General features: G+C 40.9%; 18 protein-coding genes and 1 pseudogene. 11 read left to right on the top strand and 8 right to left on the bottom strand.

All coding sequences use genetic code 11. The features are described 5' to 3' along the window. Positions 1-124: 124 nt before the first annotated feature. Positions 125-1,090 carry a choice-of-anchor A family protein gene (locus ICL16_RS39480; RefSeq protein ID WP_190837210.1) on the bottom strand — a complete coding sequence of 322 codons (966 nt, stop codon included), beginning with the start codon at positions 1,088-1,090 and terminating at the stop codon, positions 125-127. A gap of 301 nt (positions 1,091-1,391) precedes the next feature. Between ICL16_RS39480 and ICL16_RS39475 the strand changes: the two genes are divergently transcribed. Beyond that, positions 1,392-1,781 (top strand): tautomerase family protein, encoded by a 390-nt coding sequence (locus ICL16_RS39475; protein ID WP_190837055.1) that lies wholly within the window; start codon positions 1,392-1,394, stop codon positions 1,779-1,781. Between the two features lie 45 nt (positions 1,782-1,826). Here ICL16_RS39475 and ICL16_RS39470 read toward each other — a convergent pair whose 3' ends face one another. From ICL16_RS39470 to ICL16_RS39460, 3 genes are all read right to left on the bottom strand, one after another. Beyond that, positions 1,827-2,069, bottom strand: a complete 243-nt coding sequence (locus ICL16_RS39470) for a toxin-antitoxin system protein (protein ID WP_190837053.1) — start codon at positions 2,067-2,069, stop codon at positions 1,827-1,829. 208 nt (positions 2,070-2,277) lie between these two features. After that, positions 2,278-3,612, bottom strand: a complete 1,335-nt coding sequence (gene bioA / locus ICL16_RS39465) for an adenosylmethionine--8-amino-7-oxononanoate transaminase (RefSeq protein ID WP_238361155.1) — start codon at positions 3,610-3,612, stop codon at positions 2,278-2,280. Between the two features lie 3 nt (positions 3,613-3,615). Next, the gene (locus ICL16_RS39460) at positions 3,616-5,034 is read right to left on the bottom strand and encodes a pyridoxal-dependent decarboxylase (RefSeq protein WP_190837049.1); all 1,419 of its coding nucleotides are present in this window, start codon (positions 5,032-5,034) and stop codon (positions 3,616-3,618) included. Between ICL16_RS39460 and ICL16_RS46470 the strand changes: the two genes are divergently transcribed. The 5 genes from ICL16_RS46470 (at position 5,033) to ICL16_RS47950 (ending at position 6,861) form a co-directional block, all read left to right on the top strand. Next, on the top strand, positions 5,033-5,179 hold the full coding sequence (locus ICL16_RS46470; RefSeq protein WP_238361154.1) for a hypothetical protein: 147 nt from the start codon (positions 5,033-5,035) through the stop codon (positions 5,177-5,179). The genes ICL16_RS39460 and ICL16_RS46470 overlap by 2 nt on opposite strands. A 249-nt stretch (positions 5,180-5,428) precedes the next feature. After that, positions 5,429-5,662 (top strand): hypothetical protein, encoded by a 234-nt coding sequence (locus tag ICL16_RS39455; protein ID WP_190837047.1) that lies wholly within the window; start codon positions 5,429-5,431, stop codon positions 5,660-5,662. Beyond that, positions 5,652-6,041: a type II toxin-antitoxin system VapC family toxin gene (locus ICL16_RS39450; RefSeq protein ID WP_190837045.1), complete on the top strand. Its 390-nt coding sequence runs from the start codon at positions 5,652-5,654 to the stop codon at positions 6,039-6,041. The genes ICL16_RS39455 and ICL16_RS39450 overlap by 11 nt, the downstream gene beginning before the upstream one ends. 282 nt (positions 6,042-6,323) lie before the next feature. Further along, complete coding sequence (locus ICL16_RS47955; RefSeq protein ID WP_420485330.1) at positions 6,324-6,587, top strand: Uma2 family endonuclease; 264 nt, start codon at positions 6,324-6,326, stop codon at positions 6,585-6,587. After that, positions 6,538-6,861 carry a Uma2 family endonuclease gene (locus ICL16_RS47950; RefSeq protein WP_420485329.1) on the top strand — a complete coding sequence of 108 codons (324 nt, stop codon included), beginning with the start codon at positions 6,538-6,540 and terminating at the stop codon, positions 6,859-6,861. The genes ICL16_RS47955 and ICL16_RS47950 overlap by 50 nt, the downstream gene beginning before the upstream one ends. A 243-nt stretch (positions 6,862-7,104) precedes the next feature. On the opposite strand, the gene ICL16_RS39440 is transcribed toward ICL16_RS47950, so the two are convergent. Further along, positions 7,105-9,735, bottom strand: a complete 2,631-nt coding sequence (locus ICL16_RS39440) for a DNA polymerase III subunit alpha (protein WP_190837043.1) — start codon at positions 9,733-9,735, stop codon at positions 7,105-7,107. A gap of 139 nt (positions 9,736-9,874) precedes the next feature. Between ICL16_RS39440 and ICL16_RS39435 the strand changes: the two genes are divergently transcribed. Beyond that, positions 9,875-11,152 carry a dicarboxylate/amino acid:cation symporter gene (locus ICL16_RS39435; protein ID WP_190837038.1) on the top strand — a complete coding sequence of 426 codons (1,278 nt, stop codon included), beginning with the start codon at positions 9,875-9,877 and terminating at the stop codon, positions 11,150-11,152. 996 nt (positions 11,153-12,148) lie between these two features. On the opposite strand, the pseudogene ICL16_RS39430 reads toward ICL16_RS39435, so the two are convergent. Continuing rightward, positions 12,149-12,253 (bottom strand): annotated as a pseudogene (locus ICL16_RS39430) (IS1 family transposase); the annotation flags it as partial. Here ICL16_RS39430 and ICL16_RS39425 point away from each other — a divergent pair. Next, a complete protein-coding gene (locus ICL16_RS39425; RefSeq protein WP_190837213.1) occupies positions 12,241-12,486 on the top strand; it encodes a hypothetical protein in 246 nt (81 codons plus the stop codon). The pseudogene ICL16_RS39430 and the gene ICL16_RS39425 sit on opposite strands and share 13 nt — an antisense overlap. Beyond that, positions 12,395-12,706 carry a hypothetical protein gene (locus ICL16_RS39420; protein ID WP_190837036.1) on the top strand — a complete coding sequence of 104 codons (312 nt, stop codon included), beginning with the start codon at positions 12,395-12,397 and terminating at the stop codon, positions 12,704-12,706. Before ICL16_RS39425 ends, ICL16_RS39420 begins: the two co-directional genes overlap by 92 nt. A 43-nt stretch (positions 12,707-12,749) precedes the next feature. Here ICL16_RS39420 and ICL16_RS39415 read toward each other — a convergent pair whose 3' ends face one another. Beyond that, positions 12,750-13,010, bottom strand: a complete 261-nt coding sequence (locus ICL16_RS39415; RefSeq protein ID WP_190837034.1) for a MoaD/ThiS family protein — start codon at positions 13,008-13,010, stop codon at positions 12,750-12,752. Positions 13,011-13,271: 261 nt separating this feature from the next. On the opposite strand from ICL16_RS39415, the gene ICL16_RS39410 reads away from it, so the two are divergent. Both ICL16_RS39410 and ICL16_RS39405 read left to right on the top strand, forming a co-directional pair. Next, positions 13,272-14,342 carry a M4 family metallopeptidase gene (locus ICL16_RS39410; RefSeq protein ID WP_190837031.1) on the top strand — a complete coding sequence of 357 codons (1,071 nt, stop codon included), beginning with the start codon at positions 13,272-13,274 and terminating at the stop codon, positions 14,340-14,342. 119 nt (positions 14,343-14,461) lie between these two features. Then, a complete protein-coding gene (locus tag ICL16_RS39405; RefSeq protein WP_190837029.1) occupies positions 14,462-14,749 on the top strand; it encodes a protealysin inhibitor emfourin in 288 nt (95 codons plus the stop codon). A 70-nt stretch (positions 14,750-14,819) separates the two neighbouring features. On the opposite strand, the gene ICL16_RS39400 is transcribed toward ICL16_RS39405, so the two are convergent. After that, entirely contained in the window at positions 14,820-15,749 is a 930-nt protein-coding gene (locus tag ICL16_RS39400; protein WP_190837027.1) for a cobalamin-binding protein, read from the bottom strand. Between the last annotated feature and the right edge of the window lie 17 nt (positions 15,750-15,766).

Below are 15,766 nucleotides of genomic sequence, written 5' to 3'. Positions count from 1 at the left end.
GAAAATTACAACAACTCTCATGGTAGTCCTTTCGATGGATAATGGCGATCGCACGCTTGTATAAAGATGATGAAAGCTTGCGATCGCCGCTATGATGACATTGTAGTAAGTATTATCCGCACTACTATCTCATTAGTTTTCTCCTTGACACAACTATTCCGGCGGCGAGTGTTCCTAAACCGACTAATGAAGAAGGCTCAGGAACTTTCTTCTTAGGTGGATTGATGTTGGTAGGCTTCGGCAGAGTACCCTTGAACAAATAATTGTGATATTCTCCGCTTCCTTGCGAAGAAGCCACAATTACGTTACCATTCACATCGCCATAGGTAGTTTTTAAGTTAGCTAAAGGTGCGAGGATGCTACCCTGAAAGCCTATATTTTGAAGATCGATGTTAGTAGCTTCATAGAAGTTGAATAATACTTTCTGCCTTAACCCAGCCTGGAGATTATTGGAAAAACCAAAGTTTTTCATCGAAATATCTTTTCCAGCAACATTGACCAATATAGTAGAACTCATCGATCCGTCAATACTGAAATTATTGACGTTATTACCAGGTGCAAACACAGATGCACCAATGTTAAAAATGTTCAAATCTGACTTTGTACCTTTTAACTCTACTCCTCCCCAGTTGTGGACAGTTGTAGTGTTGTTAGGAGTTAAAGTTGCTAAATAAGCAGATAAAGCTTTCAACTCTTGTCCCGCCGCCGCAAAGTCAATCGGCTTACCTTGTTTGATTGTGCCATTTGGAGTGCTAACTTTTGGAGCCGTACCAGTACCATAGACAACATTACCGTTAAATACCTGACCACCATTGTAAGTTAGTATACCACCAACAATGAGGTCGTCTCTTGTTCCGTTGGAGTCAGATAGTCTGTCCCCCACTCCATAATTAGTGAGCGTTGCATTTCCACCAACAGCTAATCTGCCCTCAGTATCAGACGTTTGGTTCATATTTCCCAGAACGAATGCATTGAAATCTGAAGCCGCACCCAGTGTGGAGGCATTTGCATTTTGACAAAAGCCGAGTACGCAAGAAGCTACTAAAGGAACTGCTACTTGAGTGTAGCGGAGCATTTTGTTAACTAGCATTTTTAGTAAATTTTGAATAATGTTGATGACTGTTTGAGTCAATTATTGTCTACAGATTTACTAAAATGCTAGAGTGATTGCTTGATCTTTAATCTAAAAACATAATAGATTTTTCCATCTAAATTATTAATGAATAAATCTGAAAATCAGTATTTTAACAGATGTTTTTTCTGAACTGAGAAATCAGAAGCCCGACTTCTTTAAGAAGTCGGGCTTCTCAAGATGCTTAATGTTCACAAATCTAACGAAGATTGTTATATATTTTATAAAGTAAGTATTTTTATGTAGTTTATACGTATTTATGTCACAAGTCAAAATCTACGGAATCAAAGAGCATTTAGATCCCATCAAGCAAAAGCTTTCGGATGTAATTCATTCCTGTGTAGTGGATGCTTTACAGTATCCGCTTGATAAGCGTGCGCACAGATTTTTCCCACTCCATGCTTCAGACTTCTTCTATCCATCAGGACGGACAGATGGATATACAATTATTGAGATTAGTATGTTTGAGGGTCGCAGTGTGGACGCAAAAAAGCAGTTAATTCGGTTACTGTTTGAGCGTGTTCAGCAAGAACTCGACATTTCGCCCCAAGATTTAGAAATCACAATCCTCGAAACTCCAAAGCATAACTGGGGTTTTCGTGGACTTCCTGGTGACGAACACACACTTAATTATAAGGTTGATGTATGAGCAGCTAAAGTTATTTCATCACCTAGTCTTGCAAACTCTTGAATGTCATTCCAATCCGTCAGATAAAGTTACATCCCAAGCTTCCCGTTCTTCTAGTTCCGCAAGACATGCTTCTGGGTTATTGCGTAAAGCAGCATAAGCTTGATTGGCTTGTTGTAAAAACACTTGTCTTCTATACTGCTCGATCGCTTGTTCGAGTATTACTTGCATCGACTCTCCTGAGCTTGCAGCAAGTTCTTTAAGAATATTGTGAGATGTAGTGCTGATTCTAACTGTAGCACTTTGCATTCCGGTTACTATTCTGTATACAAATTGGTATACACAAATTATATCTAAGTCGCCAAGAGGAAAACAATTGTGCAATCCATTCGAGGAAAGCTTAAATCAGTTGGTTTGCGTTGACTCAAAAAAAGTAACCTTTTCTCAAGTTCCTCCCACTACTAATTAAAGCAGCATTGTAAATGTTTTGACAAATCTTATTCTGGCTCGTCAATATTTAGATGTGTTTGCCTTGGTGTGACACCCACTCTTTCATTACTGCTGTAATTCGTCGCAAGTCGTCCTCACCAATGATGTATGGAGGCATAGTGTACAGCCACTTGCTGTACGGGCGGAGCCACACTCCCCGATCTACAGCGAACTCCCTGAATCCTATGAGGTTCGACGGAGATTCAAACTCCAGGACTCCTATGGCTCCAAGCACTCGTGCATCGCAAAGCGATGGTCCCTCCAATCCTTGGATCTCTTCTTTGAGCACTTGCTCAATAGCTTTGACTTTACTAAGGTAGTTTTCGGTTTCGATCAGGCTGATACTTGCCAAAGCCACAGCGCAGGCGATTGCATTTCCCATGAAAGTCGGTCCGTGCATGAAAGCGAGTTCCGGATCGTCACCAAGGAACGACTCGTAAACTTCACTTATAGCGATAGTCGCCGATAGTCCGAAGTATCCCCCAGTGAGCGCTTTACTAAGCACCATAATATCCGGGGTAACATTGGCAAGCTCCGCAGCGAATAAGGCTCCTGTTCGCCCGAAACCCGTTGCTATCTCGTCGAATATGAGTAGTACCCCATGTTCATCACACAGTCTTCGGGCATGGAATAAATACTCGGGGGGATAGAAGCGAAAGCCACCCGCTCCTTGAAATACCGGTTCGAGGATCACAGCGGCAATCTGGTTCTTGTTCGATTCGAGAAGCCCAGCGAGTTGACAAAGCGATGCTTGGCATTCGTGAGACTCTATGTTATCTCCACCCGGTGCATCAACGAAATACTGGGGGAGTATGACTCCTTTAAACAATCGGTGCATCCCCTCGTCGTCGTCACTCACTGACATTGCCCCTGTCGTGTCGCCGTGATACCCCCGGCGGAGTGCTACGAAACGGCTCTTCTGGGGAACCCCTTTGTTGCGCCAGAACTGAATTGCCATCTTGAGCGCAACCTCTACCCCCACTGAGCCGCTGTCAGCAAAGAACACGTGATTGAGCTTATTTGGAGTAATCCTGACTAACGTCTCGGCGAGATGAATGGCTGCATCGTTAACCAAGCCTCCCAGCATAACATGAGCGAATTTTGCCAGCTGTTCGTGAACCGCCTTATTGAGGACAGGGTGATTGTACCCGTGAATAACACACCACCAAGAAGAGATGCCGTCAATAAGCACAGTGCCATCATCGAGATAGAGTTTGACCCCCTCTGCTCGAACTACTCGATATGGGGGCGGAACAGTCTTCATTTGTGCGTAAGGAAGCCAGAGCGAATGAACTTGTGTAGTCATCGGGGCTGATATCAAGTTATTGACGTAGGCAATTTTATAGATCGGAGTAGGAGCCATGAATTACTTGACCAGGTTCTCAGCAGTTTGACAAATTAATTGCCAAGCCTGCTGTACGTGTATTTTACCTGTGGTTGCTTGTCCAATAGACATTCTTAAAGTTAATTTTTGCTCCAGCTTGGTGGAAGTGAGATAGATTTTACCTGAGGAGTTGATATTGTTGATGATTTCAAGGTTTATTGCATCACCAAATTTATGACGAAAACATACCAAATTTAACGGGGGATTCACAACTAGCTCAAAACGAGGATGAGATTTTACACATTCAGCAAATTCTTGTGCTAAAATAATATGCTTGCGAATATAATACTGTAAGCCTTCTATACCATAGTGCCGAATTACAAACCACAGTTTGAGGCTTCTAAATCTACGTCCTAAAGAAATCTGCCAGTCTCGATAGTCAATGACTTTCCCAGACGTGCTAGCTTGATTTTTGAGAAATTCAGGCATTATAGATAGTGCATGAATCAGTTTAGCTCGCTCTTTCACATAAAAACAGGTACAATCAAAATTAGTCAGCATCCATTTATGAGGATTAAAACAATAACTGTCTGCTAGTTCTAATCCTTGGTGAATCCACCGATATTCAGGACAGATAGCTGCTGTACCGCTCATTGCGCCATCAACATGGAACCAAATTTTATGTAGTTGAGCGATCGCACCTATTTCTCTTAATGGATCTATAGCATGAGATGAAGTTGTTCCCACAGTAGCAGCAATATAAAAAGGGATTAATCCAGATTTAATATCTATAACAATTTGCTGTTGTAGTAATTCCGGACACATTCTATAATCAGCATCAACCTCAATTAAATGGAAATTTTCTTGCTTAATTCCCGCTATTTTGGCTGCTTTCTCAATTGAAGAGTGTGCTTGAGTAGAAGTGTAGACAACCAATTTATTAATATCTGCTTTTAACTGAACTCTTGCTGCTATTAAAGCTACTAAAGAAGCACTACTGGCTGAGTCTTGGATTACTCCTCCTCCTGTGGTTGAAGATTTAAACTGCGAAGGAAGTTCCAACATATCTATTAACCAGTCTAGAACATGAGTTTCTAACTCAGTACAAGCAGGAGAAGTTGCCCACAACATTCCTTGAACTCCAAGTCCTGCACTGACTAATTCTCCTAAAATTGATGGTGCAGAAATACCTGTAGGAAAGAAAGCAAAAAAGTTTGGAGACTGCCAATTAGTCAATCCTGGTACGATAATTTCATCTAAATCTTGTAAAATCTTTGCAAAAGACTCTCCTTTTACCGGGGCTGTTTCTGGTAGTTTAGCTCTAATGTCTCCAGGTTCTACTTGAGATAAAACAGGCAGTTGCTCTACTGTTTCTAAATAATTAGCTATCCAATCAATAGTTTTATATCCCCAATGACGAAATTCATCTGAGGACATGTGGTATTCTTGATTGTTTTCCATGAGTCAAAAGAAGGATAATAATATTTTCCAAGTATTTTACAAAGAATCAGGTAAATTAAGCAGTGAAGTCAATAATTGGTCTAACGTAAGTTTGATCGCCCTTTCTCCTGAATCGACTCTCCTGATCTGCCAGCAAGTTCTTTAAGGATATTGTGAAACCTAGTGCTGATTATAATTGTAGCACTTTGCATTCCGGTTACAATGTTGTATAAATGATATACGACAATTATATTTAAATCTTTGCTGAGTGAACAGAGCAATGTCTATTCACTCGCCGCTTCTGGAGCGGCACCGACTCGCGCTCACGTTTACGCGCTATGTAATTGTGTCAAATGCTATGAATGCATAAGCGATAAACTAAAGATAATATATTTTGCAACAGGAGAAAAAAATTGTGCAATCTGTACAAGACAAAATTGTAGAAAAATTACAACTTTTGCCCGAAGCAGCTTTAAATCAGGTACTAAACTTTGTAGAATCTTTGGCACAAGAAACTATAAAAGAGCCGAAGGGTATTCCCGGTAGCCACCTATTGCGTTTTGCTGGAACCATTGCTAGAGAGGATTTAGAACTAATGGCACAGGCAATTGAAGCTGACTGCGGCAAGGTTGACGTAGATGAGTGGTAGATTTCTGCTAGATACTAATATTGTTATTGCTCTATTTGAGGAAGACGTTTCAGTACAGGAAAAATTAGCTCAAGCTAACCAAGTGTTCATATCTAGTACGGTGGTTGGTGAGCTTTATTATGGAGCTTATCGTTCAAGGCGAGTGGCTGCCAACATAGCACGGATAGAAGAGTTTACAAATAGCAATACAGTTTTACCATGCGATTTGGTTACATCTCAGTTCTATGGTCAAATTAAAAATTTCTTAAAATTGAAGGGACGACCAATTCCTGAGAACGATATTTGGATTGCGGCGATCGCCCAGCAGTACAAATTAATTTTAGTATCGCGGGATCAGCACTTTATGGAAATAGATAGGTTAACAGTGGAAACCTGGTAAGATTACAAACGATTTTTATTTTTATGGGGTAGCATATAAGACAGTGATTGCGTTCTATCGGTCGGTTATGCTCCTATTGGCATTCCTATTGAGATGGTAAGAGCTTGGATTGAAACTGAATAGTTTTCACATATAGCGGTTCTCAGTTGTATTTAATACAGTTCTTGTGGGGTGGGCATCCTGCCCGCCCTAAGCAAGCATACGGGCTTTCCAGTCTGTAACCACAATTAAATCAAGATAGTAGTGAAGCCAATTGAAAAATGCTAAAAGGAGACATTGTAAATGATTGCTCAACCCCAACATCAACTAATGACTCCTCAAGAGTATTTAGAATGGGAGGAACAACAACCCGTTAAGTACGAATATATTAACGGGGAAGTCTTTGCCATGACAGGGGGGACTATCCCTCACAACGATATTGCCCTCAACCTTGCATCTGCTCTTAAAAATCATCTCCGAGGGAAGGGATGTAAAGTTCAGATGGCAGATGCAGGCATTGGGAGTTTCACTTCAGGGACCTTTTCATTATCCAGATGTGATGGTTAGTTGCGATCCGCGAGATCAAAGAGCGCGTAAAGTTATTTATCATCCCTGTTTAATTGTAGAAGTTCTATCTCCAAGTACGGAAGCTTTTGACCTTGGTAAGAAATTTAGGCATTATCGTCGGATTGATACTTTAAAAGAATATGTTCTCATTGAGGCAGACAAAATGAATGTGGAATGCTACCGACTTAATGAAAACGGAAAATGGGAACTTACTTCTTATTCAGTTGAAGAAGCAACAGCTATATGGAACAACATTAGAGGTTATCTTGAATAGTATTAATTTCCGTTTTCCTATTTCTTTGCTGTATGAAGGTGTTGTTTTTCCTGATGAGCTTGAAGAGTAATGTGAGGCTCTGCCTCACTGTAAGCATTCCCAGCAAGAGGCTGGGAACGAGGGACGAGGGACGAGGAAAAAGTGGATTGTAATATTTTTTTAGTCCTCTAAAGAGGACTTTAGCTATGAGCCTGGGAATTGATTCCCAGGCGGTATGGCAACGAAACCTTTTAATCTGAATGCTTATTCCGGCAAACCCTCAACGCGCAATAAATCCAATCCCCGTGCAAAAATTTCATCAATTGGTAACATTTGCCCATCAGTAGTCATAAATTTATGGTCTTTGGTTGCCCGAATAGTCGAACCATCCTCCAAACAATATTCAAAAACTTCTTGTTGACCGCGATCGTGCCACTGTACAACAGGTTGAGTGTAAACATTCCCATTACTATCAACAGTATACACGCTGCATTCAATGCCTTTCTCCACAATTTCCCCAATTGGTAAAAAGCCATATTCTACTGTCAAAACTTCAGTGTCGTAACTTAAACAATATTCAGCAAAATTCAACATTTGCTCGAATAACTCTTCAGCTATTTGCTTTTTCACTCCATTTTTTGCCGCGCCATCCACAAATTTCTCACGCTGTTTTTGCATCTCAGCTACTTTCTTTTTACCCATTGCACGGCGCAGCAAATCAGCTTGTCCTAGAGAATATCCAGCTAAATCTTGAGCAATTTTCATGATTTGCTCTTGATAAACCATAATTCCGTAGGTTTCATCTAAAACTGGTTCGAGAATAGAGTGTTCATATTCTATCTTTTCTCTCCCGTGTTTACGATTAATGAACTTAGGAATTAATCCTGCATCTAATGGTCCTGGTCGATAAAGTGCAAGAATTGAAGATATATCCTCTATATTGGAAGGCTTCAAATCACTTACTATCTGACGCATTCCCGAAGATTCTAATTGAAAGACTCCTTCTAATTTACCTGCTTCTAAAAGTTCATACGTTTTCTTGACATCTTTGGGTAAGGTGTTAAACTCACCTTTAGCTAATATTCTTTGTGCTTTTCTTTCTTGGTTAGTTATCTCGTAGGGGTCAATTCTAAATCCTTTAGTTTCCTCAATCAAATCAATGGTTTTCTCAATCATTGTCAGGTTTCTTAAGCCGAGAAAATCCATTTTTAACAAACCCAATGCTTCCAAGTCTTCCATGTAGTATTGGGTAATTACAGAACCATCGTTGTTTCTTTGTAGTGGAACAATTTCATCTAATGGCTCGGCAGAAATTACCACACCTGCTGCGTGAACACCAAAGGTTTTGTTAGTTCCTTCGATGCGGATAGCCATGTCAATCCAGTGACGAACGCGAGGATCATTGTCATATTTTTCTTTAAACTCTGCTTCTGGCGTTTTATCAGAAATCATTTCTTTGAGAGGAGTTGGTTTACCTCGCGACACTGGAATTAACTTTGCCATTTTGTCTGCTTCCCCATAGGGAATATTTAACACTCTGGCAACATCTTTTAACACTGCTTTAGAAGTTAAGCGGTTAAAGGTAATGATTTGTGCAACTCTTTCTTTGCCGTATTTTTGAGTTACATAATCAATGACTTGATCTCGCTGTTCGATACAGAAATCTGTATCAATATCAGGCATGGATTTTCGTTCTGGGTTTAGAAATCTCTCAAATAGCAGCCCATGATGAACGGGGTCAATATTAGTAATGTGCATAGTATAAGCTACTAATGACCCCGCTGCTGAACCTCTACCTGGTCCAACTGGAATTTTATGATCTCTGGCAAATTTGATGTAGTCCCACACAACTAAAAAGTAGGTGGAAAACCCCATGTGTTGAATCATTTTTAGTTCATATTCCAGTCTTTCTTTGTATGTGGGATCGACTTCGTTGCGGGATTTACGATTTAATCTTTCTAAAAGTCCTTGCCAAGCTACTTCTTCTACGTAAGTGTTAGCAGTGTGACCTGATGGAATAGGATAGTTGGGGATGCGCGGCTCACCCATGATTTGGTAAGGCTCTACTTTATCTGCTATTTCTACCGTAGTGGCGATCGCTTCTTCTATGACATCATCCGGCAAGTGATCTCGAAATAGCTGCTTCATTTCTTCAGCTGACTTGAGATACTCTGTACCGCTATAACGCATCCGATTGTCTTCGGCAATCAATTTCCCTGTTTGAATACACAACAAAGCGTCATGTGCTTCAACATCGTAACAAGAAATAAAATGAGAATCGTTTGTCGCTATAAATTTAATCCCCAACTCCCGCGCAATTTTGACAATTTCTACATTGACAATGCGATCTTCAGGAGAGCCATGATCTTGAATTTCTAAATAATAATCATCGCCAAAAACTTCTTTATACCATTGTGCCACTTTCCGCGCAGCATCTGGTCTACCACTAAGAATTGCTTGGGGAATTTCTCCGCCCAAACAAGCACTGGTAACAATCAAATCTTCATGATATTCTTTTAATAAGTCTTTGTTAATGCAAGGACGGGAAAAAATGCCTTTACCCTGCACTCCTTCTAAGTGAGATGTTGTAGTTATTTTTACTAAATTTTTATAACCTTTGGTGTTTTTAGCTAAGACAACTTGGTGATAGCGAGGACGGCGTTCTTGTTTGGTGATATCGCCGTTAATTATATACATTTCATTGCCAATAATTGGCTTAACATTCTTACTCCGGCAGATTTTGATCAGTTCGATCGCACCATACATCACACCATGATCGGTGAGGGCGATCGCCTTGATGCCCAAGTCAATTGCTCTGTCAACCAAATCTGGCAGTTGACTAGCACCATCAAGTAGACTGTAATCACTGTGGATATGTAGGGGTACAAAGGACATATATGTCTCAAAGGTGCTCTCACTCAACAGAAACGTTTACCACAATAACGCAGTTTGTCTTGATTGCGATTACCTTGTCCGAAATCTTAAACACCCAAAGTGATGTTTAATAAATACATCGCCCCATCCGCATCCAGCAATGAACGAAACCCAAACAGATCAAACCCGTCCTCTATGGCAACGTATCCCGCTGACGCTGCAAATCGTCATTGCCCTAATTATTGCCATAGCAATAGGAATTGCACTGGGTGCAGGTAATCCCAACCCAGCCAATAAAGCTTTGATTAATAACTTGGCAATTCCTGCCGAAATGGTACTCAAGGCACTCCGCGCCCTAGCTACCCCACTAATTTTAGTCGCAGTGCTGCATACCTTCTTGACTACCAACATTCCAGGAACAGCAGGAAGACGTTTAGCAGTACTGCTAGTGACAAACACTCTGGTAGCCATCTTCATAGGACTTTTCGTCGCCAACATTTTGCGTCCAGGTACTTGGGGAAGTTTAGCAGATCCAGGAAGTACACAAGCAGCCAATCAAAATCTTGACCCTTGGTCACTCATCAGAGACGCAGTACCAGAAGCAGTCCTCAAACCCCTAGTAGATAATAACGTCATTCAGCTGATAGTTCTTGCCCTCAGCTTCGGCATTGTCCTCCGAGCAATTAAATCAGAGCAAGTTGCCCAAGGCAAAACAGGATTCCAACCAATTGAAGATGTAATTGGAATTTTGTTTGAAGCTGTAACTCGTATTCTCAACTGGGTAATTATTTTAGTACCCTTGGCAGTTTTTGGCATTGTCTCTAAAACTGTTGCTTTACAAGGCTTTGCACCATTCAAATCACTCTTCGCCTTCATCTTGGCAGTACTGCTAGCATTAGTACTACAAGCATGCTACTATCTCACCAGAGTTAAAATCGGTTCTTGGGTGAAACCATTAAACTTTTTGCAGGGTGGTGCAGATGCTTTTCTGACAGCTTTTTCCACTTCATCTTCTGCAGCAACAATGCCCGTCACTTTTGAGGTTTTGCAAGAAAAAATTGGCTTGCGGGAATCTTCTGCTGCTTTAGGGGCATTAGTTGGGGCAAATTTCAACAACGATGGCACTGCATTATATGAAGCAATGTCTGCATTATTTATTTCCCAAGTGTTGGGACAAAACCTAAATTTGGGACAGCAGTTTATTGTCATCCTTACCTCGATTTTTGCTTCTGTAGGAGCAGCGAATATTCCCAACGCCGGATTAGTAACCATGACTCTGGTATTTACTTCCGTAGGCTTACCCACACAGTACATTGCTGTATTGGTGACTGTGGATTGGTTTTTAGATCGCTGTCGTACTGCAATAAATGTCATGGGGGATATGACTGTCAGCACATTACTTGACGGTAAAAAGCCCCGTTCTCTTGACGAGGCTTAATCCGTCGTCAATATATGTAAAAATAATATTCAGGTGTGAAAAGGACCTTTAGCATCACATTCCTTAGTCCAGCACCGTTGAAGAAGAGATACTCTGTAAAGACGTGCAAAGCGACGGGGATTCAAAACCAGTTGAGTCTGGTGACTAAATATAGGTTGGTTCAGATATTGCCAGAGGGGAAATTTAATTTTGTGTTGTTCTGAAGTCATACTAGAAGGAAAATGTGATATTGGAGTTGCTGTAGTAGTTGACATTTTTGAATAAATGTGCGCACTACTCGTTCCTTAGTTAAACATTACACACTATATATACAACCGTCCTGGGGGCAATTGCGGAAAGTTTTGCAAAGTTATATCAATAAATTTTTATCTAGACCAATAACTAACTCCTTGTTATACCAGAAAATTACGGTATTTATGAGTATAAGTTATAGCAATAACTTGCAAAAACGGTAGATAACCGGGTTTCCAATTGCTACATTTGTACTTCAGTGTTTTTCCTGTTTGTCCATAGAACAGCAATGTTTGGGCATATAGTGCAAATTGCGTGAATTAGTAACACCCTAAAGGAAGACTTGAGCTGACACTCGAAGTTCCCCAAAGATGTAGATTTTTTTTTGATGAGATTTGGGTATATTGAATAACTAAGCGTTTTTCGCTCACTACAAGTCTTTCTTCCAAGATTTATTCTATCCGCAAATAAGAATATAAAGTTTTTGTGAATCTCATCATCTCAAGTGAAATCAACGTAGGGTGGGCAGTGCTAGCCCGCGTCTTTGTGGATAAAAACTTTAGGAAATCAATAGGTCTTTCACCTCTTATCTCTGCGTACTCTGCGTCTCGGAGGTTAAATAAATTACTTTTAAACCGCCGAGGCACAGAGAACGCAGAGGAAAAAGATGAGGAATTATCGTCTGAATTAAAATTTTATGAGTCATCAATACACGGGCTAGGTGGGCAGTACCCACAAAAGGGCGTTGCATAAATGCGGGATGATTTAAATTAATACGGGTATTTCCCAATACTTCAGATAATTAAGTAATAATCGAATTGAGTACTTCAGCATATCTACTGATTTAGAATAACATAATGTTTTTCGATGATGCTGATTCTGCACAAGCGACTACTAACCCACCCAGTGTTGGTAATTTCTTCTTGCAAAATGCCGATGACAAAATTAATACAGGCAACGATCCTAGTAAAACTGATGATGATGAGCAAACCTCAATTACTGTAATTCCCAGTGCTTACCTTCATCCCCACCGCTTTCAACAGTATTCCTCCAGCATCCGGCAGTTTACCAGGAGCAGACAGAGGTATTGTCCTCAGTCATAACGGTAACTCAGTATCTCTCAGTAATAGTAAAGACGACGATTTTGGTCAATACTTCCCCCCAGGGGTAGATCCTAAAATTGTCTATCCGCAAATTAACTGTAGTGGTTCAAATACCAATGGTGCTGTAGTTGTAAACTTAGGTGATTTACCCAACGCCACTAATTCTGGTACACCAATCGGCTCCTACGGATTTGTGCGCTTCCGAGGAAAAGTGAAGTAGAGACGCCCTGGTGGGGCGTCTTTCCCACAACCAAAAATTATATTCATCCACCGCTAACAGGAGGAATTAGCACCACCTCATCACCATCAAGTAAAATCGCATCTGGTTCCACGAATTGTAAATTAATGCCAAACCTTGTCACATCTCGCCATTGGGCAAGTTGAGGATGTTCGGCAATTAAGCGATCGCGCACAGCGACAACTGGTGTATCTTGAGGAAATTCCAGTACTAATTCTGATACTCCATAAGCTTCTTGATAAGCAGCGAACAGCTTAACGGTGACGGTAATAAAGGGATTAGACATTACAGAGTGGGATTAGGGGGAAGCACAAGTAAGTCTAGCGCAAAAAAAACCCCGTAATTGTAACGGGGAGAAATCAAAACACACAACCACACTAATAGTGAGGTCTACAAATATGTTAAAAAATTATCACCACTTTGAACAGATCCCCAACTTCGCAGAAGTTGTCGGGGATCTTGAGTTCTCTGTGCAGGCGTGCGTACTAATACATTTCCAAAAAGGAGTATAAATAACAAAGGCTGAGCAAAAAAGGAAAATTGTTGAATGGCAAGAAAAAAGAAAAAATCCGTCGGGTATAACAACAACTTCCACCGATGCCCAATTTGTTGTATTGTCCCACCTCATATGCTGGAGCATGTTGCCGAAAATGGCACTCCCACTCAGCGTGAATGGGCGTTTCACACATTAAATCTCTCCGCACAAATTCGCGGTAGACGCCAAGCAGTTGGTAATATTGATGTGATGCCTCAACCTGGGGAAAAACGTCGCACTATCTATGATGCTAAAAATGGTGAGCAACTACCAGGTACAATAGTGCGTACAGAAGGATCTCCTCCTAGCAATGACGATGCTGTAAATGAATCTTACGATAGTGCTGGGGCTACCTATGATTTTTATTATGAGGTGTTCGAGCGTAATTCTATTGATGATAAAGGGTTGCGTCTAGAATCTACCGTGCATTACGGTACGAAGTATGACAACGCCTTTTGGAATGGTAGCCAGATGGTTTATGGTGATGGCGACGGAGAAATTTTTCAACGCTTCACTAAATCGATTGATGTAATTGCGCATGAGTTAACTCATGGGGTAACTCAGTATGAAGCTGGTTTATTATATTTTGCTGAATCAGGAGCATTGAATGAGTCTTTCTCAGATGTTTTTGGTTCTCTAGTAAAACAGCGAGTAAAAAAGCAGACGGCAGAACAGGCAGATTGGATTATTGGGGAAGGACTATTTACATCAAAGGTTAAGGGGGTGGGAATTCGCTCTATGAAAGCACCCGGAACCGCATACAACGATCCGGTATTAGGTAAAGATCCTCAACCTACCAACTACAAAGAGCGTTACACTGGTATTAAAGATAACGGTGGAGTACATATAAACTCGAGTATTGCCAACAATGCCTTTTATCAAGCAGCTATAGAAATTGGGGGCTATGCTTGGGAAAAAGCTGGGAAAATTTGGTACATTACTTTACGCGATCGCCTACGTTCGAGAGCTAATTTTCAACAAGCTGCCAATACAACTATCAAAGTTGCCGGAGAACTCTACGGTGAAGCCAGTAATGAACAAAAAGCAGTGCAAAACGCTTGGCAGAAAGTAGGAGTGCTGTAGAAGTGAAAAGTAAAAAGAAAGAGCACAGGTTGTTTGTTTAATGATATAGTGGGGAAAGATGGTAATCTTTTCCCAAATTTGTGTTTCTACTTTGAAGTAGCACAACGGAGCTTAGCTGTATGCGGATTTCATTTGAACGCACAGGTGGATTTGCTGGTATAAGCAGAAGTAAGACTGTTGATACTTCTACTATGCCCGAGAGCGAAGCAAAGCAACTACCTCAGTTATTAGAAGCCGCAAATTTCTATAATTTACCAGCAAATATTACAGCACCACCAAACCAGCCTGACCGTTTTCAGTATACCTTGACAGTGGAAGATCAAGGAGAGGAACACTCTGTTACAGTTAGTGAGGCGGCAATGCCTGGAACTTTAAGACCTTTGATTGAATGGTTACAGAAAAGATAGAAGGCAGGAGACACCTATCTGATTCACAAATATTCCCCTTCTGCCCTCTGCCCTCTGCCCTCTGCCTTATTTACAACACATCCCAAGCTTTGCCCTTGTAACCATATTGGAAAATTTCTGGATGTAAAATTTCTGCCAAAATTTCTAAGGAATCTACTAGTCGAGGACCGGGGCGATTAAAGTAGGAATTGCCATCAGTAATGTAAACTCTACCACTTTGCCTAGCATGTAGTTGTTCCCACTCTGGACGTGTGGTGAAAATTTGCGCTTCAGTACGTGTACGATTTAAATCAAAGCCGCAGGGCATAATGACAATTATGTCGGGATTTGCAGCAACCAGTGATTCCCACTTTAAGGTAGCAGAAGATTGACCTGTGATACTAAACAGTGGCTCTCCTCCTGCTAAAGAGACTAATTCGGGAATCCAATTAGCAGCAACCATCAAAGGTTCAGTCCATTCAATGCAGGCAACCTTAGGAAGAGCTTCGGTTTGAGAGAGTCCTTGTGTTTTTTGTGCTATAATTTTGACGCGGGCTTCTAAATTTTCTATTACTTGTAGCGAGTTTACTCCAAAGATGTTGCCTACTCGCTCGATATCAGCCCAAACATCTTGAAGAACGTTGGGCTGTAAGGAAATAATTTTTGGTGAACTGTGAGTGAGGGTAGCAACTGCCTTTTCTACATCTGATAAGCTGACAGCACACACATCACACTGATCTTGAGTGACAATATGGGTGGGTTGTAATTTCTCTAAAACATCAGTGTTGATTTGATAGATACTTAAGGCAGACTGCAACAAGTTATCAACTTTATCATGAATTTCGCTGCTATAGGCATTTGTGTTTAAACGTGCTTGGGTACAAACGGGACGATCTAGAATGGAAGGAGGATAGTCACATTCATGCGATCGTCCAACAATCGCTCCATCCAACCCTAAAGCCGCCAGTATTTCTGTTCCACTAGGAATTAGAGAAACAATTTTCAAGTTGCTATTTACCATCGCTCCACCTCCACAAC

Origin of the sequence: Iningainema tapete BLCC-T55, assembly GCF_014698965.1 — a bacterium.
Classification (GTDB): Bacteria; Cyanobacteriota; Cyanobacteriia; order Cyanobacteriales; family Nostocaceae; genus Iningainema; species Iningainema tapete.
Note: the sequence above shows the minus strand (reverse complement) of the source record. Positions and strands in the feature narration are given on the sequence as shown.

Excerpts from the sequence above, each read along its gene's own strand:
- ICL16_RS39480 (WP_190837210.1), bottom strand. The coding sequence starts at position 1,090 with ATGCTAGTTAACAAAATGCTCCGCTACACTCAAGTAGCAGTTCCTTTA.
- bioA (WP_238361155.1), bottom strand. The coding sequence starts at position 3,612 with ATGGCTCCTACTCCGATCTATAAAATTGCCTACGTCAATAACTTGATA.
- ICL16_RS39460 (WP_190837049.1), bottom strand. The coding sequence starts at position 5,034 with ATGGAAAACAATCAAGAATACCACATGTCCTCAGATGAATTTCGTCAT.
- ICL16_RS39425 (WP_190837213.1), top strand. The coding sequence starts at position 12,241 with ATGTTTTTCGATGATGCTGATTCTGCACAAGCGACTACTAACCCACCC.
- ICL16_RS47955 (WP_420485330.1), top strand. The coding sequence starts at position 6,324 with ATGATTGCTCAACCCCAACATCAACTAATGACTCCTCAAGAGTATTTA.
- ICL16_RS39470 (WP_190837053.1), bottom strand. The coding sequence starts at position 2,069 with ATGCAAAGTGCTACAGTTAGAATCAGCACTACATCTCACAATATTCTT.
- ICL16_RS39410 (WP_190837031.1), top strand. The coding sequence starts at position 13,272 with ATGGCAAGAAAAAAGAAAAAATCCGTCGGGTATAACAACAACTTCCAC.
- ICL16_RS39400 (WP_190837027.1), bottom strand. The coding sequence starts at position 15,749 with ATGGTAAATAGCAACTTGAAAATTGTTTCTCTAATTCCTAGTGGAACA.
- ICL16_RS39405 (WP_190837029.1), top strand. The coding sequence starts at position 14,462 with ATGCGGATTTCATTTGAACGCACAGGTGGATTTGCTGGTATAAGCAGA.
- ICL16_RS39435 (WP_190837038.1), top strand. The coding sequence starts at position 9,875 with ATGAACGAAACCCAAACAGATCAAACCCGTCCTCTATGGCAACGTATC.
- ICL16_RS39415 (WP_190837034.1), bottom strand. The coding sequence starts at position 13,010 with ATGTCTAATCCCTTTATTACCGTCACCGTTAAGCTGTTCGCTGCTTAT.
- ICL16_RS46470 (WP_238361154.1), top strand. The coding sequence starts at position 5,033 with ATGAGTCAAAAGAAGGATAATAATATTTTCCAAGTATTTTACAAAGAA.
- ICL16_RS39450 (WP_190837045.1), top strand. The coding sequence starts at position 5,652 with ATGAGTGGTAGATTTCTGCTAGATACTAATATTGTTATTGCTCTATTT.
- ICL16_RS39440 (WP_190837043.1), bottom strand. The coding sequence starts at position 9,735 with ATGTCCTTTGTACCCCTACATATCCACAGTGATTACAGTCTACTTGAT.
- ICL16_RS39475 (WP_190837055.1), top strand. The coding sequence starts at position 1,392 with ATGTCACAAGTCAAAATCTACGGAATCAAAGAGCATTTAGATCCCATC.